The following is a 25472-nucleotide window of genomic DNA, read 5'->3' as shown; positions in this document are numbered from 1 at the left end:
CCGCAGCGGGGCAATCCTTTCGGTTCTCGAACGGCGAATGTGAATGAGCAGCCATTCTCCGCACAATACACGATCGAACCAGTTCTCCGCTGGTGAGAGATCATTTAGCCTTTGGCTGTCGCCAGATTGGTGCTGAGCTCGAAGGCCAGTCCCGTCCCGATGGTGTATGGCTGCAGCACGGGCGCACTCTCGCTCACGATCGCCTCCACGACGCGCTTGCGTTCCTGATCACCCAATTCCTTGGCTAAGGAACTCATCCCGACCAGCGCCATCGTATTCAAATGCAGGAAAGGTACGCCTTCCCCGAAATGGATGGTGCGCGAAACAATCCACGATCGGACCTCGTGGAAGCCGGCGTCTCGCAGCAGCGCCTCGAGTGGAGCCGCTTCCCCGAAGCTGTACCGTTGATCGGCGATGGCGCCCAAATGGCGCTCCGCGACGCGGCGCAGGTCGCGAAAGAACGGGATTTCGTCGTCCGGGCGCCACGTGGCGATCGCTAGCCTGCCGCCCTTCGTCAGCGCGCGACGCATCTGCGCCGCCGCCGCGGGTTTGTCAGGAAAGAACTGCAGTCCTTGCTGGCAGACGACCACGTCGAAGGTCTCACCACTACGCAGAGGTAACTCGCCGGCATTGCCCTGGCGCCAGTCGACGGCTGGTTCTACAGCCCGCGCCACGGCAAGCATGTCCGCGCTGACGTCGACACCGACGATAAACCCGGCTCCACCGAGCCGCTCTCTTGCAACGCGCGCCACTATTCCTGTTCCACAAGCGATATCGAGTACGCGATCGCCCGAAGACAATTCCAACTCGTCAAGAGCCATCTCGGCCCATGGACGGAAGAGAGGGCCGACGAGCCACCGCTCGTACATCTCCGGGAAACTTACCTGGTTCATTGCGTAGCTGGGCAAGGTCATGATCGTCCTCCCTCAAATTTCCATCCGACCATTGTGACCCTTCACCCGCGCTAGATCCAACGGGACCCATCGCACCTGAACAATCTATGCGGCTTTCGGGCAGTCAGGCTCGCATAGGCGAAGCGGCCGAAGAATGAGGGTCCGCGCCTGGCGTTTCGAGGATCCGCAAGGCGCGACCAGGCTCGGCAACGTGGCCCTGACTTCAGGCGTTGCTTTCAGCCGTTTTCAACCGTCTGTAGCGAGCAGGGCGCATGTCTATGGCAGATATACTCCACCGGCACCAGCAGGTGCTCGCAAGGCGCGTCGGGCCACATCTGGCGCCATAGAATGACGTTCTGCATCGACGAGAAGCGAAAACCTTCGGCGGGCTTTGGACCAGCAGCCAGAGCGCTCCGTCGTGATGGCAACACTCTTCGCATCACGCGGCTTCGCCGCGTGCAAGGGCCGCCGCCTGCTCCAGACTCACGCCCTTGACCAGGGGGTCAGCGTGCCGATGCACTAGGCGCCATTCCGCCTCTTCGCGGCGATAGACCAAGGTAACCCGCAGCGGCCAATCCTGGGCTGGCAGACCGCCGACCTCGACGTGCGGGCGTTCAATGATCGCGAGGACCACCATGTCGGCGGAACCATAGGCTTGAAGAAGTTCGTGCTTGAAGGTGCCGTTCTTGAAAAAGCGGCCCATCGCCTCGATCCGCTCCGCAGTCAGTTCAGAAGCCCGCGTGGGCTTTCCGCCGAATGGAGACATCAGCAGGAAGTCCCCGGTATGTGGGATCACCTCGTAGTACTTCGTTATCTCCCCGCGCATCAGCGCCGAATTTGCTTCCGCAGAAAGCTCGACGAGATCGACAACCGTCTGGTCCATGGCAGGCTCCGCAAGAGCCTGTGCCGAGGCGTTCGTTAATCTTGCAGTTTCTGACAATGCCACGCCAGCGCTTGCTGCGGCGAGAAGGGAACGTCGTGATACTGGCATGCGGGTGCTCCTGCATCTGTTTCCGATGCGAAGCGCGCCTTGCGCTGCTCCGCTTGCTCAGGAGATCGCACTTCGATGATGCTGAATCCAGTGATACCATTTCATCGATATGCTGAACAGAATTGACCTAGCCCGCGCAGACCTCAACCTCCTCTGACGCACTCTCAAATCAGCATAGCTCAAGCCTCAGCAATAAGCACCTAGCCTGGCCAATCGAACGTCTGGGCAGCTCGGACCATTGCCGCCGTCGCCGGGCTATAGGGCCGGCCCGGAATGCTAGCCAGGGATACCGTGCGTGCCACCGCGGGTTCGATCAGCGGACGCTGCAAAAGTTCAGGCGATGTCACCGAATATTCAGGCATGAAGGCGAAGCCGATCCGCGCCAGCACCATTGATTGGATCCAATCCTCGCGCTCGGAACGAAAGCGGGCATAAAGGCTGACGTTTCTTTCCCGGCACGCACCCATTACCAGGTCCCGCATTTCGCAGGACAGACGATCGACATAGGGTTCTTGAGAGAGATCGACCAACTTGATTGCATTGAGGCTCGCAAGCCGATGATCCGGCGCGAATACGACGACGTAACGCTCACTGTAGAGATCATGGACGCGGAACGCCGCTCCCAATCCCTCCAGCGGATTGAGAACGGCAACATCGAGATCGCCTTGCTCGAGCCTGTTTTTCAGTTCCTGGACGCTCGCCTCGCTAACTTCAAGCTCGACGCCATGATAGTCGCGCTGGAACTTTGCGAGGAACCGGGCGAGTTTCACATGGCCGATGGTCGACATGACGCCGAGGTGGATCGGCACCTGGTTGAGCAGCCTGAAATTGTCGGCAAGCGTTCTGGTTGCATGGGCCTCCTGCATGATCTGCTGAAGATGCGGCAGAATGGAGCGCCCGAACTCACTCAGGAGGACGCGCCTTCCTTCGCGGTGGAACAAGGGCGCGCCAAGCTCATCCTCGAGAGTCTTGACCGCTTTGGTGAGCGCCGGCTGAGACACGTTGCAATCAGTGGCGGCCTTGGTGAAGTTCAGCATCTTCGCGGCGGCAAGCACGTAGCGGACCTGAAACATCTCCATGGCGAGCCCTCCCGAGGCGGTTCCACGAAACGACATTGTAATCCTTTCATCGATAACTGTCGGCTATCGATTGATAGAAAAAATGTCGTTCTCTTTCGCCCGCCGCTGCATTCAACTCTTGGGGTCACTGTTCACAGGAGGAGAAGGAAATGACTGTCTACATGGTGGAACGCGATCTCAAGGGCATCAGCATGGAAGCGCTGGGAGATGCGCAGAAGGCGGCGATCAGCAAAGCCGCCGAGATGGCCTCTAACGGCACCGACATCAGCTACCTGCGCTCGACCTTCGCACCGGAGGACGGGCGCTGCATGTGCCTGTTTGACGCTGCCTCCGATGTCGACGTGAAGCGTCTAAACGACGAGGCGGGGCTGCCCTATCACAGAATCGTGCCGGCGCTCGATCTTACCCCATAGGGCCGGCGCGACCGGGCTCGTGATGACTGTCCGGGCGGTGTTCTTGCGGAGTTATGCAGCGCGCCAGTTTGAATCTTTGGAACGACGGAAGGGCCAAGTCGTTCGTGCTGCATCCGCCAGCCACACGCGTTGCCAGGAGAGTCGGAGCATGTTTGGCAATTCGGGCACCCTTCCTCTGCCTCGCCTGCTTGAGCGTCGTGTGGACACCCTTGCGCAGTCGTTCATGCGCCAGCGGCTCGGATCGCAGATGGACTTCTCGACCCCGCAGGGCGAGCCGGCGCTGTTGCCGCCCAGCGCGGTGTCGTGGCGTATTTTCAAGAACCCGGTTGCGCTTTTCATCGGCGGGGTTACGGCGGTGCTGCTCGAATTGGCAGAGCCGCGGGTTCGCGACGCCATTTGGCAGCACAGCACATTCCGCTCCGACGCGCTCCGACGATTACGGCGCACGGGCCTCGCCGCCTTGGTCACGGTCTACGGTCCCCGGACCAAGGCCAAGGCCATGATTGAAGGTGTGGTCAGGATGCATGGGCGCGTTTCAGGCCGAACCAGCGAAGGTGAGCCATACCACGCCACCGACCCGGAGTTGCTGGACTGGGTGCAAGCGACGGCCGGGTTTGGCTTCATGGAGGCCTATCACGTCTATGTGCATCGACTGCGTTTTTTCGAACGGGATGCGATGTTTGCCGAGGCTCGCCCCGTCGCGCTTCTCTATGGTGCGGTTGACGCGCCCACGTCGCAGGCCGAGCTTTACGCGCTGTTCGACGTGATGAGGCAAAGACTCGTCGCATCGCCGATCGTCCTGGAATTCCTGCAGATCATGGAAGACGTTCCCGTCTTGCCGGGAGTGGCTCAACCGCTTCAGCGGCCATTCCTGAAGGCGGCTGTCGAGATCCTGCCCCGCTGGGTCCGCAAGCGGTTGGCACTCGGCGACCACTGGACGTTGAAGCCGTGGGAGCGTGCTTTTGTGAAGACGACGGCTGCAATCTGCGAGCGCATCGTGCTTCCTTCATCTCCGGCCGTCCAGTCGTGCCGTCGCCTCGGTCTCCCCGAGAACTATCTCTATCGCCGACAGAAGGCACCTAGACACGAGCAGCACGGTCGCGATCATGCGGGATTTGATGCCCGCATAAGGGAAAGCGACGGGTTAAAAGTGCGGCAATGGCCGCCCTAAGGGCGCGTATCTCGTGTTGGGGAATGTCCAGCGAAGGGCCCGAAAGCGACGATCAGCGGAGCCGGAACTTCCTATCATTTCGACCTGGCAGGCTGTCGGACATGCTCCGCTGGTAGCCGCCCAGCAAGTTCCCTCGCGATCCTGTTCAGGGCGTCGCGAGGCCGGTCCCGCGACGGGCCGCATCGACGCTCCACGCGCCGCCTCCCGCGAAAAAGAAGTACAGGAAAATGAAGCAGTAGAGGATCGACGAGTCGCCCTCGTTGACAACCGGAAAGAAGTTTTGCGGCGCATGCGCCATTAAATAGGCGACCGCCATGTTGCCGGACAGAATGAGCGCGACGGGCCGGGTGAAGAGTCCGAGGGCAAGCAGCGCGCCTCCGATCAGCTCGATCAATGCCTGGATCACAATAAGCCCCGACAGTTGCATCGGCTCGGGAGCGGGCGGAAAATTGAAGAGCTTTTGAGTTCCGTGCTCCAGAAACAGCAGCGCTGACATGATCCTCACGACGCTTAACCACACCGGAGCCCAGGCAGAAATCTTGTCGAAATTCATCAGTTGGGCCTCCATCATGACCCGGTGATTCCGGGCAGCAGGCTGAATTATCAGCGGGTCAGCTCTTCGCACCGATTTCGCGAAGTCGGTATGATGCACAGCGCGAGCCGTAAACCAATACTCCCAGTTCACAGTCGCGTGACCGCCGGTCGTACTTTTGATGGAGTGCCGAGCCGCGGGAGCTGAGACCTTGCCGATGCGCTCCAGCGGGTGCCAATCGCCAGGCTCATGCCGCCCAAAAAGGGCAGCGGTTTTGGGACAACGACATGAACAAGATCAAGCCCGGGTCAGCGGATACTGTTCCTTCAGCGTCCTCAGCACCTGATCGCCGGGCATCGGCGCGCCGAACATGAAGCTCTGCACATATTCGCAGCCCATCTGGCGCAGCTCGAGCGCATCGCTTTCGTCCGAAATGCCCTCGGCCACGACCGAAAGGCCGAGTTCATGCGCCATGTTGACCATCGATTTGAGCAGCACCGCGCGCTTCGGTGTGGTGTCGTCGACAAAGCTCTTGTCGATCTTGATCGTGTCGAAGGGAAAGCGCGTCAGATAGGCCAGCGATGAGTAGCCGGTGCCGAAATCGTCCAGCGACAGGCCGATGCCAAGCTTCTTCAGCTTGTTCAGCACATGGGCTGTCTGCTCGGGATTGTCCATCACCAGCGATTCGGTGAGCTCGAGCCGGAAACAGCGCGGCTTCAGATTGGCCCGCGCGATCACCGACCGGACGTCGCTGACCAGATCGCGGCGGATGAGCTGTCGGCTGGACAGGTTGACCGAAACCGACAGCGGCGCGTCGCCGATCTGCTTTTGCCATCCCGCCAGATCTTCGGCGGCCTGTTGCATGGCGAACAAGCCAAGCTGCACGATCAGGCCGCAGCTCTCGGCGACCGGGATGAAATCGCCTGGCGGGATCATGCCGCGACGCGGATGATCCCAGCGCAAAAGCGCCTCGAAGCCGGCAACACTGCCGTCTTCCAGCCGCACGATGGGCTGGTAGGCGAGTGTGAATTCGCGCCGTTCGATGGCGCGGCGCAGGTCGGACTCGAACTGCAGCCGGTCGGTGCCGACGGTCCGAAAGGCGGGTCGGAACGGTTCGATCCTGTCGCCGCCAAAACGCTTGGCCTGGTGCATGGCAAGCTCGGCGTCCTTGACCATGTCCTCGGCCGAACTCTGCGCCGAGGTCCAGGTGACCAGACCGATCGAGGCGGTCAGCACGATCTCGCGTTTGGCAAAGGTAATCGGATTGTTGATCGCATGCTTGATGGCATCGGCAACGGCTGCAATGCGGGCCGGGTCCTGCTCGGAAAGCAGCATCAGCGCGAACTGGTCGCCGGCAAAGCGCGACAGCGAATCCTTCGGCTTGAGCAGCCGGTGCAACCGGCGCGCAACAGTGAGCAGGATGGTATCGCCGGCCGAGATGCCGAGCCCGTCATTGACCTGCTTGAACCGGTCGATGTCGATGACGAAGACGGTGGGACGGACCTTCTCTTCGGTGCGCGCGATCGAGATGATCGCCTCCAGCCGGTTCATAAGCAATTCGCGGTTCGGCAGGCCGGTCAGATTGTCGTGCACGGCATCGTGCAACAGCCTCTCCTCGGACTTCTTCTGCTCCGTCACGTCGACCATGGTGCCGACGCAGCGGATGACCTCGCCGTCCGATCCGATCACCGGCCGGGCGCGCAGCGAAAACCAGTGATAGTGCCCGTCGGCGCCGCGCAGGCGGAAATTCTGCGACACCCGGCCGCGCCGGTGTTCGAGCACCACGTCGAGCGTCGTACGGAAGGTGTCGCGGTCGTCGGCATGGAGTACCGGCAGCCAGTTGCGGGCAGCGCCGCCCAGGCTGTCGGGCGCAAGGCCAAGCTGGATGCTGACATCCGGCTTGGTGACGACGCGGTCGCGCATCACGTCCCAGTCCCACACCGTGTCGCCCGATCCGGCCACGGCCAGCGCCTGCCGTTCGAGATCGGAGAAAAGGCCCTGATGCAGCGCACCGCCGGCAAAGGCGTGCTGCATGACGGTGAAGCCGATGAGCAGGATGATGAGGATCAGCCCGCCGCCCAGTGCCGGCTGGGCGATGTCGTTGTCGAGCATGCCGGTGATCGCCATCCACGACCCGCATAGCCACAACAGGACCATGACCCAACTGGGCACCAGCATGATGGCACGGTCGTAGCCGCGTATGCCGAGGAAGATGATCAGGCCGAGGCCGGTCAGCGCGGTGGCGGCGAAGGACAGCCTGGCGATGCCGGCGGCGACCGCCGGGTCGACGATTGCAACGCCGGCGATCAGCAGCAGCCCCAGAATCCAGACCAGAGCGCCGTAGCTGAAATGGCCGTGCCATCGGTTAAGGTTGAGATAGGCGAACAGGAACACCACGAAGGTCGCTGCAAGCGCCACCTCCGTTCCGGCCCGCCACATCTGCTCGTTGCCGGGCGATATTTCCAGGACCTTGTTGAGAAAGCCGAAATCGATGCAGATATAGGCGAGCACCGCCCAGGCGAGCGCTGCGGTTGCCGGGAACATCGAGGTCCCCTTGACGACGAAAAGGATGGTCAGGAACAGCGCCAGGAGGCCGGCGATGCCGATGACGATGCCGCGAAACAGCGTGTAGGAATTGACCGAATCCTTGTAGGATTCCGGCTCCCAAAGATAGACCTGCGGCAGTTTGGGCGACGCCAGTTCGGCAATGAACGTGATCACCGTTCCGGGGTTCAGCGTCACCCGGAACACATCAGCGTCGGGGCTGCTCTGGCGGTCAAGCGCGAAGCCCTCGCTGGGCGTGATCGCGGCAATGCGGGTCGAGCCGAGATCCGGCCAGAAGATACCGGAATTCACCAGCCGGAAATGCGGTGCGACGATCAGCCTGTCGAGCTGCTGGTCGGTGGTGTTGGCAAGCGCGAACACCGCCCAGTCGCCGGTCGAGCGCGCATCATTGGCCTCGACCTCGATGCGCCGCACGATGCCGTCCGGTCCCGGAGCAGTCGACACCTGAAAATTCTCGCCCTGGTTGCGGTAGATTTCGACGGCGCCCGAAAGGTCGAGCGCCACATCGTCGCGGGCAATCTTGATCGGTTCGACGGCGAAGGCCGAAGACGCCGCGCAGAGCACGACGATTGCCGTCAGCACAAAGGCGAACAACGACCCGATTCGCAGGAAATTCGTCAAAATCAGTCCTTCGTTTCCGCGCCCGGCGGATCGTCCTCGATCCGGGCGTAGAGGTAGTGGTCCTGCCAGATGCCGTTGATCCTGAGATAGGATCGGAGAAGTCCTTCGCGCCGGAATCCGGCTTTTTCAAGCACGCGGATCGACCGGGCGTTGTCGGGAATACAGGCAGCTTCGATCCGGTGCAACCTCAGCGTATCGAAGGCGAAGCGCGTCACCACCTTGACCGCGTCGGTCATCAGGCCACGGCCGCTGTAGCGCTCGCCGATCCAGTAGCCGATATGGCCGCTTTGCGCGACGCCGTGGCGGATATTGCCGAGGGTGATTCCACCGACAAGCTTGCCGTTGCCTTTGTCGAAGATGAAGAAGGCTATGGCCGTTCCCTGCGCATAGTCTTCGCGATAGCGGCTGAGGCGATGCCGCCAGGCCGTGCGGTCGAGCTCGTCGGGGTTCCAGCGCGGCTCCCACGGCTCCAGGAAGGCGCGGCTTTCCCCGCGCAGCACCGACCATTCACGATAGTCGTTGGTCAGCGGCACGCGCAGCGTGACCCGGTCACCCTTCAGTGCCGGCAGGTCACGGCGAAAGAAAGGGAGCGCGAACATGACGCTTTGATGGACTTAGCCGGCGAGCTTTCGGGCCGTGGTCTGCGTGCCCGAAAGCGACTCGAGGACCGCCTCATAGGGAGCGAGCGTGCCCACCGGTCCGACCGCAGTCAGCGTCGGCTTGGTCGAAAACAGCCGTGACGACAGGTCCGTCAACCGCTCGACCGTCAACGCCGACAGCCGTTCCATCAGCTCTTCCTTGGCGATCGGCCGGCCGAACAGAAGCATTTGCCGGGCGATCTGCGAGGCGCGGCTGGCTGGGCTTTCGGCAGACATGATCAGGCCTGCACGGTACTGGGCGCGTGCCCGGTCGAGTTCCTCCTGCAGGATGTTCTCGCCGACCTTCTGCAACTCGCCGATGACCACCGGCACCAATTCGGCGATGTCGCTCTGCCCGGTCGCGGCATGGACGCCGAATATGCCGGTATCGGAAAAACCCCAGTGGAAGGCATAGACCGAATAGCACAGCCCGCGCTTTTCGCGGACCTCCTGGAAAAGACGCGACGACATGCCGCCGCCAAGGATCATCGACAGGACCTGCGAGGCGTAGAAGTCGCGTACATGATAGGCGCGGCCCTCGAACCCCAGTACGATCTGGGCGTCCATCAGGTCGCGGTCCTCGCGGAAATCGCCGCCGACATATTGCGCATATTGCGGCATGGTGTTGTCGGACTTGCTGCGGAAACCGCCGAGATGCTTCTCGACCTCGCGCACGAAGTTGTCGTGCTTGATGTCGCCGGCGGCAACGATCACCATGCGCTCGGCGCCATATTGCCGTTCGATGAATTTGTGCAATTGTTTCGAGGTGAAGGATTTGACGGTTTCCGGCGTGCCGAGGATGGAGCGGCCGATCGTCTGGTGGCGGAAGGCCGTCTCGGTGAAGTGGTCGAAGACGACGTCGTCGGGCGTATCGTGTGCGGCGCCGATCTCCTGCAGGATCACATGCTGCTCGCGCTCCAGCTCCTGCGGGTCGAACTCGGATTCCTGCAGGATGTCGGACAGGATATCGACGGCCAGGGGCACGTCGTCGCTCAGCACCCTGGCATAATAGGAGGTGGTCTCGACACTGGTGGCGGCATTGATCTCGCCGCCGACATCCTCGATTTCGGAGGCGATCTCGAAGGCGCTGCGCCTTCTGGTTCCCTTGAACGCCATGTGTTCAAGCAGGTGGGCCATTCCGTGCTCTTCGCCACGCTCATTGCGGGCGCCTGATTTGATCCAGACGCCAAGAGCGACGGATTCGAGGCTTGGAAGGGTTTCGGTGGCGACTGTCAGGCCGTTCGACAGACGGCTTACCTCAACACCCATATAGCTGGTACTCCCTAATTTGCCGCCCGCGTGTGGCGGCTAACATAATCTTCCACCATTTTCAGGTCGGATGGAAGTACCGTGTATTTTTCCTCTGAAGTCATCAACCCGCCTAGCCATGCGGGCAGGGCAGGCGACACGCCGCTGGACGCTTCGACGGCGGCGGGGAACTTTGCCGGATGGGCGGTGCCCAGCACCACCATCGGCACGGCATTGGTGGCTTTTGCAACCGCAACGTGCATGGCCGCGGCCGTGTGCGGGTCGAGCAGATAGTTGCTGGCTGCGAGCGTCGAGCGGATCGTGGCGGCGACTTCGTCCATGGTCGAACGGCCGGCGTCGAATTCGGAGCGGATCCTGGCGATCTCGCCGGCTTCGATGGTGAAGGCGCCGGACTGCTTGAGGCCGCTCATGTAGCGCCGCACGGTAGAGGCGTCGCGGCCGGCCGCCTCGAACAGCAAGCGCTCGAAATTCGAAGAGACCTGGATGTCCATCGACGGCGACGTGGTCGAAAAGACGCCTTTCGTGCGGTACTCGCCGCTCGACAGCGTGTGCGCCAGAATGTCGTTGTCGTTGGTTGCAATGATCAGCCGCTCGATCGGCAGCCCCATCTTCTTGGCGGCGTAGCCGGCGAAGATGTCGCCGAAATTGCCGGTCGGCACCGTGAACGAAATCGGCCGGTCGGGCGCGCCGAGCGACAGCGCCGATGAGAAGTAGTAGACGATCTGGGCCATGATGCGGGCCCAGTTGATCGAATTGACGCCGGACAGCGATACCCGGTCGCGAAAACCGTGATCGTTGAACATGTCCTTCACCAGGCCCTGACAATCGTCGAAATTGCCGTCGACCGCCAGCGCATGAACATTTGCGGCGATGGACGTCGTCATCTGCCGCTGCTGCACCGGCGAGACCCGGCCGTGCGGGAAAAGAACGAAGATGTCGGTGCGGTTGCGCCCGGCGAAGGCATCGATGGCAGCCCCGCCGGTATCGCCGGAGGTGGCGCCGACAATGCTGGCGCGCTGGTCGCGTTCGGCAAGCACATGGTCCATCAGCCGGGCGAGAAGCTGCATGGCGACGTCCTTGAAGGCAAGCGTCGGGCCATGGAAGAGTTCCAGAACGAACATGTTCGAGCCGGTCTGCACCAGCGGGCAGACCGCCTCGTGACGGAACGTCGCATAGGCTTCGCGCACCAGGCGTTCGAACACCGGCATCGCGATCTCGCCGCCGAGAAACGGCGACAGCACGCGGATGGCGAGGTCGGGATAGGCAAGGCCGCGCATCGCGCGGATCTCAGCTGCCGAAAACTGCGGCCAGGTTTCAGGGACATAAAGTCCGCCATCGCGCGCCAAACCCGCCAGCACAGCGTCGGAAAATCCAAGCACGGGCGCTTCCCCGCGGGTACTCACATAGCGCATCGTCATGTTCCATTGCTGCCGGGCGGTATTGTCCGCGGCAAAGTGGTTAATTTCCGTACTTGCTCAGTCGCATTTTTGCCGCGCGGTTGATATACGTCACCCGCTTTGCGAGAGGGAAGTGCAGTTCATGGCGTTACATACATTTATCGGTCGTTTTGTCGCGGGTCTGGCGCTCGCCGGCTTTATGCTTACCGCCGCCGGCTGCCAATCAGGCGGCAGCAGCATGCTGGGCTTCGGAAAGAAGGACACGACACCGCCACCACCGCCGGACCCCAAGGTTCTCGCCAGCCAATTGCTGGCCTATTGTCCGAAAGTGACGCTGCGCGACGGCACCGCCTTCTTCAACACCTATGCCAAGGGCAGTCAAAAGCCCAAGAAAAAAGCCGCCACCCTGGATGCAGAAACTGCCGCGCTTGACGCGAGCAGCGGCCAGCAGGATGATTCCGCCAAGATCGTCTATCAGGCCTCGATCACCGATGTGACCCGCGACTGCATCCGCGCCAACGGCTCGCTGACGATGAAGATCGCCGTCGCCGGCAAGGTCGTTCCGGGACCGATGTTCAGCCCTGGCACCATCACCATGCCGATTCGTATCGCTGTGATGCATGGCAAGGAGGTCCTTTACTCGCAGCTTCACCAACATCAGGTCCAGGTTACCAATCCCTCGAGTGCCACCCAGTTCGTCTTCACCGATTCGAACGTTGTCGTTCCCGAGCCCACCGCGCGGGACTATCAGGTGTTCGCCGGCTATGATGAAGGCCCGCCGAAGAAGACCGACAAGAAGGTTGCCGCGGCCGAATAGCCGCGGCTTTGGATCTGCGCGTCCTGGACGCCTGCTTCACGCATCCGCCGACCACTCCGACAGGGCGGAGATCACGCTTTTCAGTTCCGCCCAGCGGCGGATGACCGTTTCGGCGCCGGCCTCGGTCAGCGCGTCGGCATGCCCGGGATAGCTGTGCGCCGCTCCGGTGAAGCCGATCACACGCATGCCGGCTGTCCTGGCGCCGGTCACGCCATGCACGGAATCCTCGATGACGAAGGTGTTCGCCGGATCGGCCTGGAGCGTTGCCGCGGCAAAGAGAAACACGTCGGGCGCCGGCTTGGATTTCCCGCTTGGTGTTTCCAGCGAGGAAAAAATCCGGCCGCTGAAAAACGGCAGCAGATGCACCTTCTCCAGCATGAATTCGATCCGCTCGGTGCGCGAATTCGAGCAGATGCAGCGCGGCGCCGTCACCGCGGCGACCGCCTCGTGCACCCCGTCGACGGCGCGCACGTCGCTGCGCAGGCGGCGGTCGACCAGGTCTTCGGCGCGATCGATCAGCGAGGCCTGGAACGGGACGCGGGATTTTTCCTCGACCCGCATCATGATGTCCTTGAAGGTCAGCCCGGCATAGGTCTCGGAAATCTCCTCGGCCGATATCTCGTAGCCGGCCGACGTCAACAGCTCGGCTTCGATGCGCGCGGCGATGATCTCGGAATCGACGAGCACGCCGTCGCAATCGAAGATGACAAGGTCTGGCTGGGGCATAGCGATCCGAAAAGCGGGAGGGAGGAGGCTGGGACGGTTCAGGCGGCGCGGCATACACCAACAGGCCGATCTTCGCAAATTACCCGGGGTCCGCACCCCAGGTCTTCACCGAATATTTACGCTGATCGGTAACCATAACAGGGAGTAAACAGTAACGCGTGCTTTGGGTGTAACAATGTCTGCCGTGCGTCTTCTCGACGAGCTTTCCCATGCTCCCCAGCAATCCGAATGGCTCGATACGATCCTGAAGGGCGATTGCGTCGCCGCGCTCGACCGGCTGCCCGAAAAATCCATCGACGTGATCTTTGCCGATCCGCCCTACAATCTGCAGCTCGACGGCGATCTGCACCGGCCCGACCAGTCCAAGGTCGATGCCGTCGATGACGACTGGGACCAGTTCGCAAGTTTTGAGGTCTACGACGCCTTCACCCGGGCCTGGCTGCTGGCGGCGCGCCGCGTGTTGAAGCCCAACGGCACCATCTGGGTCATTGGCTCCTACCACAACATTTTCAGGGTCGGCGCCAAGATGCAGGATCTGGGGTACTGGATCCTCAATGATGTCGTCTGGCGCAAGACCAATCCGATGCCGAATTTCCGCGGCCGCCGCTTCCAGAACGCCCATGAGACGATGATCTGGGCCTCGCGCGATCAGAAGGGGAAGGGTTACACCTTCAACTACGAAGCGCTGAAGGCGTCGAACGACGACATCCAGATGCGGTCCGACTGGCTGTTTCCGATCTGCACCGGCGCTGAGCGCCTCAAGAACGAAAACGGCGACAAGCTGCATCCGACGCAGAAGCCCGAAGCGCTGCTCGCCCGCATCATGATGGCCTCGACGAAGCCCGGCGATATCGTGCTCGATCCCTTCTTCGGCTCCGGCACCACCGGCGCGGTGGCCAAGCGCCTCGGCCGCCATTTCGTCGGCATCGAGCGCGAGCAGGCCTATATCGACGCCGCCAACGAGCGCATCGATGCAGTCCGGCCGCTGGACGGCGCTGCTCTTACCGTGCTTACCGGCAAGCGCGCCGAGCCGCGCGTCGCTTTCGTCAGCCTCATCGACACCGGGCTGATGCTGCCGGGCGCCACGCTCTACGACGCCAAGAAGCGCTGGGCGGCCAGGGTGCGCGCCGACGGCACTGTGGCGGTCGGCGGCAGCGCCGGATCGATCCACAAGATCGGCGCGGAAGTGCAGGGGCTGGATGCCTGCAACGGCTGGACCTTCTGGCACTATGAGCGCAGCGGCGGCCTGACCCCGATCGACGAGCTTCGCCGCATCGCCCGCCTCGGCATGGAGCGGGCAGGGGCCTGACGATAACCGCTACAGAGGTCTCGTTGCACATCGTTCTCATGCGGCGCGCAGGCCGAGGTAACGAACCATCGGGTCGAAGTCTCGGTCATCATGCAACAGCGCGTGTCCGCCCAGGATGCAGAATGTGCCGATAATCATATCGACTGTCCTGCGGATGGTGATGCCCCGCGGAGCAACGCGACTTCGCGACGGAGTGGCGGAGCTAACCGAAGCGAATCGTACCCGGAACGGGTCTTCGGCTTACGCGTTGCAACGTGGTGACGGCAGGCGTGCATCACGACGCGCTGTTGGGTTCCCATCCAATTGTTGCCGCGATCGGACATGCGAAGCGCGCCGCAGTCATCGAAGAAAACGCCCATACATTCGTCATGTCCGCGGCGATGGGAGTGCTGGCACGACGTCAATCCAGAGGAAAGTAGATGAGTGCGTTCTCTCTTTCATCGGACGGGAAACTTGCGATAACGGCGAGCGAGACGTCGTCCAAAAATGATTTCGACTATTTGGTGGGCAACTGGAACATCAGGAATCGTACGTTGAAGGAACCACTGGCCGGCGGCGACGAGTGGGAAGAATTCGACGCGACCCAGGAGTTCCGCCAAATCCTAGTGGGTTTGGGCAACTTCGACATTTTTCATACGGAGTTGGGAGGAAAGCCGTTCGAGGGCCTCACCGTGCGATTGTTCGATCCAAAGACGCGTCTCTGGACGATCTACTGGGCCGACAGCAACGCGGGCAAACTCGACGACGGAAAGGTGGGCTCGTTCAATGGCGACGAAGGCGAATTCTTCGGCCGTGAGGTTGTGGCCGGCAAGGACGTTATCGTGAAATTCCACTGGGATAAGCGCAACCCGAAAACCCCAATTTACAGCCGTGCGTTCTCCGCTGATGCAGGCAGAACGTGGGAATGGAATTGGTACTCGAAGTTTTCACGACGGTGACTGACTGAGTTGGCCCAAACTAAATGCCGCTCCTTCGCGTGCAGCCAAGAGGAATCCTGAGCCGGACTCTTATGTCAGGTGGGTACCACTAGCGCGGGTAGCCGGTTCGGGTTTTCGGCGCCGCCGGAGGATCACGGTGAGCGATTCCCCAGGAAGAGTTATTGACCTTTGCCCACCGTTTCTCGAATGCTCGATTCTCTTATCCATCGGAGACCAGATCCATGAAAGCTCTTGCCTCGCCGTTTGTCGCCGCCCTCGTCATGGGTTTGTTGGCCTCTCCGGCGATTGCGCAGAACACCGGCGCCGAAAACCAGCTTGATGCGGTTATCAAGAACGGCAAGCTGCGCGTCTGTACGACCGGCGACTACAAGCCCTTCACCTTTCATGACAAGCCCGCGAACAACTACCAGGGCATCGATATCGATCTCGCAAAATCTCTGGCAAGCTCACTAGGGGTCGAGGCGGACTTCGTGGCGACTACCTGGAAAAAATTGCTTGCCGATTTTACGACCGGCAAGTGTGACATCGCGATGGGCGGTATTTCGGTGACCTTGGAACGCCAGAAGCAGGTGTTCTTCAGCGAGCCCTATCTCGTCAATGGCAAGGCACCGATTGCGCGCTGCGAGGACGAGGCAAAATTCCAATCGATTGCCGACATCAACAAGCCGGATGTGACTGTGATTGTTAATCCCGGCGGGACCAATGAGAAATTCGTGCGTGAAAAACTCAGTGACGCTAAAATTGAGATCTACCCGGACAACGTCACGATCTTCCGCCAAATCCTTGACGGCAAAGCCGATATCATGATCGCCGAATCGGTCGAAACCGAGTTGCAGGAGAAACTTCACCCCGGCCTTTGCGCGATCAACCCCGAGAAGCCGCTCCAATATGGGGAAATGGGTTATATGCTTCCTGAGGGTGCCGTTGTCTTCAAGGCCTATGTCGACCAATGGTTGCATCTTGCCAAGGCGACGGGTGAGTTCGATCGCATCTACGCTTCTCACGTCAAGTAGCGCCCGAGACGGATCCAATGGCAGCGCCGTGGACCGCGCGTCTCAGCGACTGCGGTCAGGCCCGTCACAGTGATCACACTCTGACCCCCAGGCGATCGAGGTCCGCCTCGAGTGTCTTTGCGTCGGTGAACAGCACCGACTGCCAGCCGGCCGCCTTGGCGCCGTCGACATTCTTCTGGCTGTCGTCGATAAACAGCGTGGCCGCGGGCTCGAGGCCGAACGCGGCGACGTGATGGTCGTAAATGCCGCGATCCGGCTTGATCATGCCGATCTCGCCCGAAATGGTCACACCGCGCGGGCGGTTGAGGAAGTCGAAACGCTGCCGGGCTTCGGCAAGCGTGTCGGACGCAAAATTGGTCAGCATGGTGACGTCGTGGCCGCTCTCGATCAGCTTGTCCATGAGCTGGACGCTGTCATCGTAAGCGTGCGGAACCATCTCGTGCCAGAGGCGGCGGAAGTTGCGGATGTTTTCGGCGTGGTCCGGGTATTCGGCGATCAGCAACGCCTCGGCCTCTTCCCAGGTGCGGCCGCGGTCCTGCTCAATGTTCCAGTCATGCGTGCAGACATTGTCGAAGAACCACTTTCTCTCCTCGGCATCCGGAATGATACGGCTGAACGGCAGGTTCGGATCGTAGTGGATCAGCACTCTGCCGATGTCGAAAACGATGTGGCGGATTTCGGTCATTCTTGTCCTCGTTCAACGCAGTTCAATGGGGGGCGATGTGGGCGATTCAATGTGCGCGCTGCTTCTTCGTCGCGCCCGGTATCGCTGCTTCGATTACCTTTTTCATGACGGTGGGCAGTGCTTCGCCGGAAATTTCGTCGGCCAGCGACCAGAAATGACCCGCTGGGGCGGCGCCATCGATCATCGCTTTGAAGACGTCGAGTTCGAGCGCGAAATGGGTGAAGACATGGCCAATCTTCCCGGCTGGCCGCCAGTTGCCGGGAAATGGCGCCGCCGCCGCTGTGGTGCCGCCGTCGATCCGCGCGGTCCAGCCGGTCGTCGGCATTGCTAGCAGGTAGCGAATGTTCCTTCCGCCTTTGCAGAACGCTAGGGACCGATCCGCAGCGGCTAGTTAGCGCGAGCCGCAACTTGTGTTTTGGAGGGTTCGACTGCGTGGCTCTTGCACAGACTGTGCGAAGACGCTCGTGCTGATTGCAAACCAACCATTCTGCGCTTCTAACCTCGGGCGATGACTCGAAACCGGAGTTCGAGATTTTTCCCGCCGTGAGCCTGACGTGGCACAGCCACGTTCAAGGCGGCCATGCTCCTGGTTTCGGTGTGTCGCGAAAATGGGCGCGCCGAACCGGCTTGTCCTTCCGCCAAGTCACGTTCGTCTCTACCTTGCTGCCTGGCAGCAAAGTTAAGCTGTCTGAGACCGGCAGCCTCCCTTCCCCTTCCCCTTCCCCTTCCCCTTCAGCTTCGAGGACTTTTCCGCTAGAGAGTTGATGACGTCTCGTAAACGCGCAACTTAGGCGAAGTGAAAGGGCCGACCTATCACGTCGGATTGAAAATGAGTGGCCCACAATTCCGGACCGTCCTAGCAGTCCATCCACATTGGAAGGGATCCCTGAAGTTATCATCTGTGGACGATCAAATAGAGCACGAAGGCGGAGGTCGTGGGATCTATAGTCTTTCGAGCGGGAAACTACTTGTGAATTGGAACGAGTATGGTCAAGAGATATTTGTAGAAATAGGAGGATTATTCGTCAATGAAACATTACTGCGTGATGCCTATCAAAAGTTAATTCAAGACAATGAAATCCCCGCGACAATATTTCAAACATGGAAATCAAAAATATCTATTCCAAATAGTTTTAAGATTTGGAGGGACACGTTCGCGCAACTCAACCCCTCCTTCGAAATGGTGTTGTGGGACGATGACGATAATCGCGAATTTATTAAGTCAGAATTCCCATGGTTTTATAAATTCTATATGAGATACCCGGGAGAAATATATCGCGCTGACGTCGTGCGATATTTCTTTCTATACAGATATGGGGGTATATATGCCGATCTCGACGTTGAATGTTTGCGATCACTCGACGGGTTGCGAAGGGAGGGCGACGTCATTCTCGGTCAAATGGGAACCGATCCTGATCATTCAATCCCCAACGCGATAATGGCGTCCAAACCGAAGGAAGAATTTTGGTTGCTGGTCATTTGGATAATGCTGCAGATCAAAGATATTCAACGTTCCCCCGAATATGTTACCGGTCCCGTGATACTGAAATCTGCGGTCGATCTGTATCAAGAAAAGAATACAATTCTTTCGAAAGCCGCTATTTCGACAATAGTTGCGAAGCTTCCATTTAATTTAAAACCACAACCACGTCGAACAAATATTTCTATACTGCCGACAAAGAGATTATACCCGCTAGATTGGTCAGATTCTGTTCACCAAATTATTAGACGTAGGGTATTGTCAGGAAGTTACCTATCAACAAACGAAAAAAATGAACTTTTCCCGGATGCATGGATGACCACGTACTGGTCGCATAGTTGGTAGCCCGGAATCGATAGGGCTGCTTGTTAGCACTACTTTGCCTTTTTCATAGACGGCTCCTTCGAACCTATACAGGCAGTGCGCACATCGCTTGGGCGGCAGAGCAGATTGTCAAGTTCTGCAAGAAATGGCGTGGCATTCTGCGGTGACGTTGGCGTGTCCGCCGCGCGGCCCGTGTTAGACTAGCTAGACCGAGGCGCGCAACGTACAATCGACAAGTCCACCCGGAAAATCCAACGTTTTACGGCCAGACCCTCGGCCAATCCCGGAAATCAAACCTAAATCATCAGACGCAGATTTATGAATAATACAAAAGAGCAATTTTCGAAGATCTATATAGAGCATGCGTGGGGCGGCACGTCAAAAAGCGGGCCGGGCTCAGACCCGGAGGTGCTGCAGACATATTCAGAATTGCTCGTCGATTATATAAAAAGGAAAGGTATCCGTTCGGTGGTGGACGTGGGGTGCGGTGATTGGGCATTGGGGAGAACACTTGACTGGACAGGCGTGGATTATACCGGTGTCGATATTGTACCGGAGCTTATTGAGAAGTTAAACGATGCCTATGGTTCAAGTAATGTTCGTTTCGCTTGTTTAGATTTATTGTCAGATCCGTTGCCAACCGCAGATTTGTGCGTGATCAAAGATGTTTTACAGCACCTCTCGAATGATTCGGTAAATGCGTTCCTGGCGAAGCTTCAGAAACAGTTTAAGGCTTCCCTAATAACAAACGATATCACTCACACGGGACAGGGCGGCTGGCGAGTTAGATGGAGAGCGTATGAAGGCAAAGCAAACAGCGATATCTCAAATGGCGGGTATCGTCCGTTGAGATTGACGGAAGAACCTTTTAATCTAAACGCGAAGCGTTTGGCGACCATTCCGCTGCAGTTCAAACGCGCGGTTTTTGGGCATCCAGGCACGGTGAAGGAGACAAAGGAGGTTTTGTTGTGGCTTTGTCGCAAGAGCGGCGGATGACCCAACATGAACCTGCGAGACTAGCAAGTCGATGACATCTCAGCCTGCAGAACTGACTTGGCTCAACCCGCCACCGCATCATGCTTTCGGCGACAACTCCGTGCACGTGCGGACCGGCAAGGAGACCGATTTCTGGCGCGAGACTTTTTATGACTTCTGGCGTGACAATGGCCACTTCCTCTACCGGCAGGTCGAGGGCGATTTCAGCGCCGAGGTCACCGTCAAGGGGGACTACTATGATCAGGCCGGTTTGATGGTCCGGCTGAGCGAGACGCATTAGGTCAAGGCCGGCATCGAGTTCACCGACGGGCTCGCCTATTTTTCCGTCGTCGTCACCAACGATGCCTCCGACTGGTCGTTGGTCAGCATCCCGGCCGGACCGGACGGCGTCAGGATCCGGCTGACCCGCCATGCCGAGACAATCCGTGTTCAGTATCTCGATGCCTCCGACCATCGCTGGAAGCCGGTGCGGCTCGCCTACTTCCCGCCCTCGAAAACAGTCGATGTCGGCATGATGTGCTGTTCGCCGCAACGTGAAGGTTTCGAAGTCACATTCGGCGATTTTTCAGTCGGCCCGGCGATCTCGAGGGAACTCCATGACTGACGCGTGCTGTCAGCGGATCGGAGCGCCGTTTTCACAGCAGTATCGTTCCGACAGCCGATTGCGGTCGAACAAGCTAGCGGGCATTCGCCTCACCCGGTCGAGCTTGAAATCGGCGGGAAGGCGGCCGCGGAAGGCGCGAAGCCGCTTCAGCAATTCCTCGCGCGCAGGTTTGCGCGCGACGCCGAATTGTCGGGCATCGGTGACATGGATCTCAATCCCGTCGCCTTCCCTGAGTTCGAGGGCCTCGACCACAACTGCAGGAAGACGGATAGCTAGAGTCTTTCACGTTGTTACGGAAGCGTAGCCGGCGTTTGCGAAGTAGTTGTTGCATTCGGTTGCCTCGATCGTTTCAACGAGGTGGCCGATGTGTCGCCAAGTATCCTCGACGGTGCGCTTCTGGGCTTGGCGCATCCAGTGCTTGATCTTGGCAAAGGCCTGCTCGATCGGGTTGAGGTCGGGAGAGTAGGGCGGCAAATACCAAAGCCTGGCGCCGGCGGCCTTGATCATCTGTCGGATGGCGGCCGACTTATGGCTTCCCAGGTTATCCATGATGACGATATCGCCGGGTTTAAGGACGGTGATGAGCTGTTGCTCGACATAAGCGCGGAAGCATTGGCCGTTGATCGGGCCGTCGAAGACGCAAGGTGCTGCGAGCCGATCCCAGCGCAGCGCGCCAAGGAAAGTCAGCGTGCGCCAGTGGCCGAGACCAGGCACTGGGGATCGAGGCCGGCCTGCCAGGATCGCCATCGTTGGCGCCTGCGGGCAATATCGGCGCGTGCCTGCTCAAGGGCGAACAGCGTTTTTTTTGAAGCTCAGCCCCTCGCGGCGCAGGAATTGCCACACTGCGTTGTGCGAGACCTTGATCCCGCGAGCGGCCAACTCATTCTTCAGACCATGCAGCGTCAGATGCGGCGTCTCACGCACACGGGCCTCGATGAAGGCACGGCGCGGCTCCAGCACCCTCTTGCGATGTCCGCCCATCTTGCCAGGCGCAACCGAGCCAGTCGCCCGATGGCGCTGCAACAACTTCACCGCCGCCGAAACCGAAATGCCGAACCGTTTCGCGGCCGACCGGCGGCTCTCGCCACCCAAAACCGCCGCTACAACACGTTCGCGAAGATCATCCGAAAGAGGTCGCGTCATCAGATGCTGGCCCCCACTCCAGCCAGCATCTTGAATCACAAAACCGACTGATCCGGAATCCCTTCGATTCCGTCAAATCAGGAACCGCTCTAGGCTAAGACGAGCGGAGCGGCGGACATTCCGGCCGCGTCTCAGGCGGCCAACTGTAATGCAGCATCGTAACATCGCGCCAGTAACCGTGGCTATATCGCAAAGCAATTGCATCCGGGTGAGTTGGACGCACCGATCTCGATGCGCTTATCTGCCTCTGGGTATCTTGGAGAGGCGGATGCCCAGCGCCCGCTTCGGGGATGGTGCCGCAGCTACGGCTTGATTGGCACCGGTTGATCCGATCGTTCGTGTAGAGCCTGCTGCCAGGCGCGATCGATCTGGTGCGCGGCCTCTCTACCGCCTATCTGACCCGTCGCCAGGCGGGTTGCTATGTCATTCACGACTTCGCCGGCTTCCGGTCCGAGCGCCTGATCATAGTAAAGCTGGTGGTAGCTGCTGCGGAGCAGAGTGTCGGCTACCTCTCTGACGAATGGATCGGAGACACCCAGGTCGGCTCCTGAGACGGAGGGGACCGAGTCGGCAAGCTCTGCGATCCTCGTCTGGACGGCTGGCGAGGAGAGCACGCGGAGCAGTTCCACTGCCAGGTCGGGCGCCTTGCTGTTAATGACGTAGCCGTCAGCGCCGCCGTAGGTGGCCGCTCCATCGACCCCACGGGCAGTGCCCGGCAACTCCAGACGCAAGAGCTCATTCTTCATTCTGTCAAAGCCACCCGGCCAGTTCCAGCGCATCGTGTTGAGACGCCAGTTGCCTGTGACTATCATCGCGGCTTTACCCTTGGAGAAGAGCATTCCCGCGTCCCCCTCGCCAACGGAGAGAAAGTCCGGCTGGAACGGATCGAGGTCTGCCAGCTGTCGCAGCCGGTCTCCGGCGGCGACGAAAGGTTGCGCTATGAAGCCATCCGAGCCACCAGCATAGGCCTTGGCGAAAGCGTCGCGCCCGCCGATCTGCTCCGCCAGCATTCCATAGAGGAACTGGAACTGCCAGCGGTCGCGGCCGCCGATGGCGATCGGAACGATTCCAGCGGATCGCAGCTGGTGCACGGCCCGGAGGAATCCGTCCCATGTCGCGAGTTGTTCCCTTGTGACACCGGCTTTTTCTAGAAGGGCCTTGTTTGCCCATAGCGATACAAGTTCCACGGACGACGGCACGCCGTAGACGTGACCGTCTTGAGTGAAAGATTGCAAGACCCCGGGCCGGAACTCCATAGCCCAGCCGTCAGACATATCTTTAGTTAGGTCTCGTGCGAACCCGGCGACCCTCAGCGCCTCCAGATGGCCGCCGCCCCAGGTGTGCATGATGTCGGGAGGCGTCGGCGAGCCGAGCATGGATAGCAGCCTCTCTTTGTACTCATAGTCGGGTTGGTGGGTGATCTCGACGCGGTAGCCCGGATGCGCGGCTTCGAAATCCTGGGCAAGGTTGTTCCAGAAGGCGTGGACCTGGTCGTTGCGGCTCATCGCGGCGACGCGCAAAGTGATCGGGCGGGCACCGGGCCCGCGCGATGCCACGGCGGCCACCAGATGTACGGCCGCCCGCGCGCTGGCATGTGCCATGCCCGACAGCGCCTTCCGGGCGTAATGGTTTGTCAGCCCTTGAAGCGTCGCCCGGCTCAGATAGCCGCTATCGGCCAGACCAGCCGACTTCTGGAAGGCGGCTATAGCCCCGCGCGTCCTAGGGCCGAAATTGGCGTCGATGGCCCCGCTATAGTTTCCGGAGGCTGCCAGAAGCATCTGCACGCCTGAGAGCGCATCGCGCGAGAGCCCGAGTGCGGCCTCTCCTTCAAGCGGATCGTCGGTCTCAAGGGCGGCCACCTGCTGCCCCTGAGATGCCGCCGGTCCGAGCGCTTCGGGGCGGACCACTTTTGCTTCCGCCCCCCCGGCGACGGGCGCCGGTTTGGCAGCGGGCTGCTGCGGTTGCGCAGGTGCATCCTGCGGGCGCAGTGCTTTAGTTGCGTCAGTGCTGGCTCCGGGCACCATTGCTTCCGAAGGCACCGGTGTGACGGCAGTAACAGACGTCTCCCCCACTATCAGAATGCCGGTTTTGTTCGTCAGCGAAGCGACTTTGAACCGATCAGCCTCAACGCGCTCAAGCCTAGCAGAAGCGAGGAGCGCGAATGGTCCTTCCGGGTAGGTCGCCAGAAACTTGCGGAAGTCTTCCGGATCTCGGCTTTGCCGGATCGACAGCCACACAAGAGCTTGGGTGGCGAAAGCGTTGTCTGGATTCTGCTGGTTCGCCGCGGACTCCCCGAGCACGAGATGCGCCGCCTGGTCGTTGCCAGTGAATCGCTTGTAGAATTCACTGGCGGCCATCTTTTCCTCTGGATTGTCTAGAGCCCGCATCGTGTCGAGAAGTGCGACCTGAAGCTTCTCGCCGGATTCGAGTTTGGCGATTGCAGCGGGATCCGAAGGATGCATGTACACTTCGCGCAGCAGGGCTTCCTCGACCCAGGGAACCTGTGCGCCACGTGTTAATTCGACCACCGTGCTGCGAACGCGGCGCAGCATTGTGGCGAGTTCGAGGCCCGGCCGGTCGATCCACTGCAGCAGGGCGGTCGTGTAGGGGCTGTTGCCGGCCCCGCCGTCATAGGCAACCGCTCCGGGCGCGGCGGCGAAACCGATGATCGCACCGCCGGAGTTAGGGTGTTTCACGAGCATGGCCGAGGAAGCTGAACCACTAGCGAGACCGGCGGGGGCCTTGACCGCCTTGGTGAAAGGATTATCTCGGCATGCATCGAGGATGAGGACGGTTACCTGTGGGTGGGCCTTCAACAGGCTCTCGTAAATCTCGCCGGCGCGAACCGCCGAGGGCGACAGGTCGTCGCGAGAGCGGATTTTTGCGTCAACGGGGATGAGGTAGTTTTCGCCGTCTACCTGGATCGCATGGCCCGCATAGAAGATCACTGCGATCTCGGCGGAACTCGCAGCTTCGGTAAACGCCTGCAACGATGCGCGCATGCCTCGCAGATCGGAGTCGATCGCCATGGTAACTTTGAAATCCAGCTCGCGAAGCTTTTCGGCGATCGCCGCGGAATCCTTGGGCGGATTTTCCAGCGTTCCGGCACTTTGGTACTTGCCGTTACCGATCACGAGCGCGATCCGTTGGGCAAGCGCGGAATCGGTGAAGGCAACCGATATCGCGGCGGCGAGGATCAGAGCGAGTGTGGCGGCGAGTGTGTTCTGAAACGCCAGAAACCGGAAGAGAAGGCTTGGGCGCATTCTACTGAACCCTCAGCGGTTTGATCGTGCGTCTTCCTTACCGCACCGCCGACGGACGGTAAAGAAAAAGGGGCCATCACGGCGGCTTTGAATCACATCGTTTCCGTGTAATATTACAAAATCGAGGGAATAGGCGCCCCGACGCAGTCATTGGTTTGAAATTCTGGAGCATTTCATGCCTGGCGACGAAAAGCTTTCTGCACTGACACGATCGCTGATCACGGGCGTGTCGCTCGGCGGCATCGCACTCACCCAGGTCGGCTGCGTTCCGGAATGGCGGGTCATGGCGAAAACCCAGGCCGAACGGGACGTCAATGAGGCGGAAGGCGCGATGTGCGCCACGGCACTGCAGTCCAGGTCGCCGCGTGACATTAATGCGTTCCTCAACAGCTATCCGTCTAGCCGTTGCATTGCCCCGCTCCTCGGCGCAATGCCAGCATCCGTGCTGGCGGCCTTGTCACCCTCTGCAATCGCTCGGCTGGACTCGTCGGTCCTGAGCGCGCTTCCCGCCCGCGTGCGCGTTAGCTTGCCTGGGCCCAGAACGCGCCTTGCAACCAGGAGCAGCGAACCTATACAAGCGGGAGGCGGGCGGTACTGAGTTCCCG

The 25472-nt window shown here is 60.2% G+C and carries 21 protein-coding genes and 4 pseudogenes; 10 read left to right on the top strand and 15 right to left on the bottom strand.

The features are described 5' to 3' along the window. Nucleotides 1–104: 104 nt before the first annotated feature. The 3 genes from AC0L2C_RS01360 to AC0L2C_RS01350 form a co-directional block, all read right to left on the bottom strand. A complete protein-coding gene (locus tag AC0L2C_RS01360; protein ID WP_473522526.1) occupies nt 105–914 on the bottom strand; it encodes a class I SAM-dependent methyltransferase in 810 nt (269 codons plus the stop codon). 418 nt (nt 915–1332) lie between these two features. After that, a complete protein-coding gene (locus AC0L2C_RS01355; RefSeq protein WP_128245644.1) occupies nt 1333–1776 on the bottom strand; it encodes a nuclear transport factor 2 family protein in 444 nt (147 codons plus the stop codon). A gap of 308 nt (nt 1777–2084) precedes the next feature. Then, entirely contained in the window at nt 2085–2963 is an 879-nt protein-coding gene (locus AC0L2C_RS01350) for a LysR family transcriptional regulator (protein WP_473522525.1), read from the bottom strand. 149 nt (nt 2964–3112) lie between these two features. On the opposite strand from AC0L2C_RS01350, the gene AC0L2C_RS01345 reads away from it, so the two are divergent. Together AC0L2C_RS01345 and AC0L2C_RS01340 are read left to right on the top strand one after the other, a co-directional pair. Next, nucleotides 3113–3376, top strand: coding sequence for a DUF4242 domain-containing protein (locus AC0L2C_RS01345; RefSeq protein WP_128245646.1), 264 nt, complete (start codon nt 3113–3115; stop codon nt 3374–3376). 148 nt (nt 3377–3524) lie between these two features. After that, nucleotides 3525–4547 carry an oxygenase MpaB family protein gene (locus tag AC0L2C_RS01340; RefSeq protein ID WP_128245647.1) on the top strand — a complete coding sequence of 341 codons (1023 nt, stop codon included), beginning with the start codon at nt 3525–3527 and terminating at the stop codon, nt 4545–4547. Between the two features lie 145 nt (nt 4548–4692). On the opposite strand, the gene AC0L2C_RS01335 is transcribed toward AC0L2C_RS01340, so the two are convergent. The 5 genes from AC0L2C_RS01335 to thrC form a co-directional block, all read right to left on the bottom strand. Beyond that, nucleotides 4693–5100 carry a DoxX family protein gene (locus AC0L2C_RS01335; RefSeq protein WP_473522524.1) on the bottom strand — a complete coding sequence of 136 codons (408 nt, stop codon included), beginning with the start codon at nt 5098–5100 and terminating at the stop codon, nt 4693–4695. A gap of 276 nt (nt 5101–5376) precedes the next feature. Next, complete coding sequence (locus AC0L2C_RS01330) at nt 5377–8265, bottom strand: EAL domain-containing protein (RefSeq protein WP_128245649.1); 2889 nt, start codon at nt 8263–8265, stop codon at nt 5377–5379. Between the two features lie 2 nt (nt 8266–8267). Then, nucleotides 8268–8864, bottom strand: coding sequence for a GNAT family N-acetyltransferase (locus AC0L2C_RS01325; protein WP_091595953.1), 597 nt, complete (start codon nt 8862–8864; stop codon nt 8268–8270). Between the two features lie 15 nt (nt 8865–8879). Continuing rightward, the gene (locus tag AC0L2C_RS01320; protein ID WP_473522523.1) at nt 8880–10172 is read right to left on the bottom strand and encodes a M16 family metallopeptidase; all 1293 of its coding nucleotides are present in this window, start codon (nt 10170–10172) and stop codon (nt 8880–8882) included. A 14-nt stretch (nt 10173–10186) separates the two neighbouring features. Then, nucleotides 10187–11584: a threonine synthase gene (thrC, locus tag AC0L2C_RS01315; protein ID WP_128245651.1), complete on the bottom strand. Its 1398-nt coding sequence runs from the start codon at nt 11582–11584 to the stop codon at nt 10187–10189. A 127-nt stretch (nt 11585–11711) separates the two neighbouring features. Between thrC and AC0L2C_RS01310 the strand changes: the two genes are divergently transcribed. Beyond that, nucleotides 11712–12386, top strand: a complete 675-nt coding sequence (locus tag AC0L2C_RS01310; protein ID WP_473522605.1) for a hypothetical protein — start codon at nt 11712–11714, stop codon at nt 12384–12386. Nucleotides 12387–12422: 36 nt separating this feature from the next. On the opposite strand, the gene AC0L2C_RS01305 is transcribed toward AC0L2C_RS01310, so the two are convergent. After that, nucleotides 12423–13112, bottom strand: coding sequence for an HAD family hydrolase (locus AC0L2C_RS01305; protein ID WP_287225922.1), 690 nt, complete (start codon nt 13110–13112; stop codon nt 12423–12425). Between the two features lie 175 nt (nt 13113–13287). On the opposite strand from AC0L2C_RS01305, the gene AC0L2C_RS01300 reads away from it, so the two are divergent. Beyond that, the gene (locus AC0L2C_RS01300; RefSeq protein ID WP_023799298.1) at nt 13288–14421 is read left to right on the top strand and encodes a site-specific DNA-methyltransferase; all 1134 of its coding nucleotides are present in this window, start codon (nt 13288–13290) and stop codon (nt 14419–14421) included. A gap of 36 nt (nt 14422–14457) precedes the next feature. On the opposite strand, the pseudogene AC0L2C_RS01295 reads toward AC0L2C_RS01300, so the two are convergent. Further along, nucleotides 14458–14589 (bottom strand): annotated as a pseudogene (locus AC0L2C_RS01295) (type II toxin-antitoxin system VapC family toxin); the annotation flags it as partial. 251 nt (nt 14590–14840) lie between these two features. On the opposite strand from AC0L2C_RS01295, the gene AC0L2C_RS01290 reads away from it, so the two are divergent. Together AC0L2C_RS01290 and AC0L2C_RS01285 are read left to right on the top strand one after the other, a co-directional pair. Next, nucleotides 14841–15359 carry a hypothetical protein gene (locus AC0L2C_RS01290; RefSeq protein ID WP_473522522.1) on the top strand — a complete coding sequence of 173 codons (519 nt, stop codon included), beginning with the start codon at nt 14841–14843 and terminating at the stop codon, nt 15357–15359. Between the two features lie 221 nt (nt 15360–15580). After that, a complete protein-coding gene (locus tag AC0L2C_RS01285; RefSeq protein ID WP_023802723.1) occupies nt 15581–16372 on the top strand; it encodes a transporter substrate-binding domain-containing protein in 792 nt (263 codons plus the stop codon). A gap of 73 nt (nt 16373–16445) precedes the next feature. Here AC0L2C_RS01285 and AC0L2C_RS01280 read toward each other — a convergent pair whose 3' ends face one another. Together AC0L2C_RS01280 and AC0L2C_RS01275 are read right to left on the bottom strand one after the other, a co-directional pair. Further along, the gene (locus tag AC0L2C_RS01280; protein WP_236388011.1) at nt 16446–17057 is read right to left on the bottom strand and encodes an HAD family hydrolase; all 612 of its coding nucleotides are present in this window, start codon (nt 17055–17057) and stop codon (nt 16446–16448) included. Between the two features lie 46 nt (nt 17058–17103). Beyond that, a pseudogene (locus AC0L2C_RS01275) lies at nt 17104–17382 on the bottom strand (NUDIX domain-containing protein); the annotation flags it as partial. Between the two features lie 645 nt (nt 17383–18027). Here AC0L2C_RS01275 and AC0L2C_RS01270 point away from each other — a divergent pair. From AC0L2C_RS01270 to AC0L2C_RS01260, 3 genes and pseudogenes are all read left to right on the top strand, one after another. Then, nucleotides 18028–18882: a glycosyltransferase family 32 protein gene (locus AC0L2C_RS01270; protein WP_473522521.1), complete on the top strand. Its 855-nt coding sequence runs from the start codon at nt 18028–18030 to the stop codon at nt 18880–18882. A 297-nt stretch (nt 18883–19179) separates the two neighbouring features. After that, nucleotides 19180–19857: a class I SAM-dependent methyltransferase gene (locus tag AC0L2C_RS01265; protein ID WP_473522520.1), complete on the top strand. Its 678-nt coding sequence runs from the start codon at nt 19180–19182 to the stop codon at nt 19855–19857. A 31-nt stretch (nt 19858–19888) separates the two neighbouring features. Further along, nucleotides 19889–20461, top strand: a pseudogene (locus AC0L2C_RS01260) (DUF1349 domain-containing protein). A gap of 9 nt (nt 20462–20470) precedes the next feature. On the opposite strand, the gene AC0L2C_RS01255 reads toward AC0L2C_RS01260, so the two are convergent. From AC0L2C_RS01255 to AC0L2C_RS01245, 3 genes and pseudogenes are all read right to left on the bottom strand, one after another. Further along, nucleotides 20471–20713: a hypothetical protein gene (locus AC0L2C_RS01255; RefSeq protein ID WP_473522519.1), complete on the bottom strand. Its 243-nt coding sequence runs from the start codon at nt 20711–20713 to the stop codon at nt 20471–20473. Nucleotides 20714–20743: 30 nt separating this feature from the next. Next, nucleotides 20744–21607, bottom strand: a pseudogene (locus tag AC0L2C_RS01250) (IS630 family transposase). 299 nt (nt 21608–21906) lie between these two features. Continuing rightward, nucleotides 21907–24867 carry an extracellular solute-binding protein gene (locus AC0L2C_RS01245; protein WP_128245122.1) on the bottom strand — a complete coding sequence of 987 codons (2961 nt, stop codon included), beginning with the start codon at nt 24865–24867 and terminating at the stop codon, nt 21907–21909. Nucleotides 24868–25042: 175 nt separating this feature from the next. Between AC0L2C_RS01245 and AC0L2C_RS01240 the strand changes: the two genes are divergently transcribed. Beyond that, a complete protein-coding gene (locus tag AC0L2C_RS01240; protein WP_473522518.1) occupies nt 25043–25465 on the top strand; it encodes a hypothetical protein in 423 nt (140 codons plus the stop codon). The last annotated feature ends 7 nt before the right edge of the window (nt 25466–25472 follow it).

This window comes from Mesorhizobium sp. WSM4845 (genome assembly GCF_055811455.1).
This window is presented reverse-complemented; position numbering and strand designations above follow the sequence as displayed.

Excerpts from the sequence above, each read along its gene's own strand:
- AC0L2C_RS01325 (WP_091595953.1), bottom strand. The coding sequence starts at position 8,864 with ATGTTCGCGCTCCCTTTCTTTCGCCGTGACCTGCCGGCACTGAAGGGT.
- AC0L2C_RS01265 (WP_473522520.1), top strand. The coding sequence starts at position 19,180 with ATGAATAATACAAAAGAGCAATTTTCGAAGATCTATATAGAGCATGCG.
- AC0L2C_RS01290 (WP_473522522.1), top strand. The coding sequence starts at position 14,841 with ATGAGTGCGTTCTCTCTTTCATCGGACGGGAAACTTGCGATAACGGCG.
- AC0L2C_RS01285 (WP_023802723.1), top strand. The coding sequence starts at position 15,581 with ATGAAAGCTCTTGCCTCGCCGTTTGTCGCCGCCCTCGTCATGGGTTTG.
- AC0L2C_RS01340 (WP_128245647.1), top strand. The coding sequence starts at position 3,525 with ATGTTTGGCAATTCGGGCACCCTTCCTCTGCCTCGCCTGCTTGAGCGT.
- thrC (WP_128245651.1), bottom strand. The coding sequence starts at position 11,584 with ATGCGCTATGTGAGTACCCGCGGGGAAGCGCCCGTGCTTGGATTTTCC.
- AC0L2C_RS01345 (WP_128245646.1), top strand. The coding sequence starts at position 3,113 with ATGACTGTCTACATGGTGGAACGCGATCTCAAGGGCATCAGCATGGAA.
- AC0L2C_RS01310 (WP_473522605.1), top strand. The coding sequence starts at position 11,712 with ATGGCGTTACATACATTTATCGGTCGTTTTGTCGCGGGTCTGGCGCTC.
- AC0L2C_RS01335 (WP_473522524.1), bottom strand. The coding sequence starts at position 5,100 with ATGAATTTCGACAAGATTTCTGCCTGGGCTCCGGTGTGGTTAAGCGTC.
- AC0L2C_RS01350 (WP_473522525.1), bottom strand. The coding sequence starts at position 2,963 with ATGGAGATGTTTCAGGTCCGCTACGTGCTTGCCGCCGCGAAGATGCTG.
- AC0L2C_RS01300 (WP_023799298.1), top strand. The coding sequence starts at position 13,288 with ATGTCTGCCGTGCGTCTTCTCGACGAGCTTTCCCATGCTCCCCAGCAA.
- AC0L2C_RS01355 (WP_128245644.1), bottom strand. The coding sequence starts at position 1,776 with ATGGACCAGACGGTTGTCGATCTCGTCGAGCTTTCTGCGGAAGCAAAT.
- AC0L2C_RS01360 (WP_473522526.1), bottom strand. The coding sequence starts at position 914 with ATGACCTTGCCCAGCTACGCAATGAACCAGGTAAGTTTCCCGGAGATG.
- AC0L2C_RS01305 (WP_287225922.1), bottom strand. The coding sequence starts at position 13,112 with ATGCCCCAGCCAGACCTTGTCATCTTCGATTGCGACGGCGTGCTCGTC.
- AC0L2C_RS01280 (WP_236388011.1), bottom strand. The coding sequence starts at position 17,057 with ATGACCGAAATCCGCCACATCGTTTTCGACATCGGCAGAGTGCTGATC.
- AC0L2C_RS01320 (WP_473522523.1), bottom strand. The coding sequence starts at position 10,172 with ATGGGTGTTGAGGTAAGCCGTCTGTCGAACGGCCTGACAGTCGCCACC.
- AC0L2C_RS01245 (WP_128245122.1), bottom strand. The coding sequence starts at position 24,867 with ATGCGCCCAAGCCTTCTCTTCCGGTTTCTGGCGTTTCAGAACACACTC.
- AC0L2C_RS01240 (WP_473522518.1), top strand. The coding sequence starts at position 25,043 with ATGCCTGGCGACGAAAAGCTTTCTGCACTGACACGATCGCTGATCACG.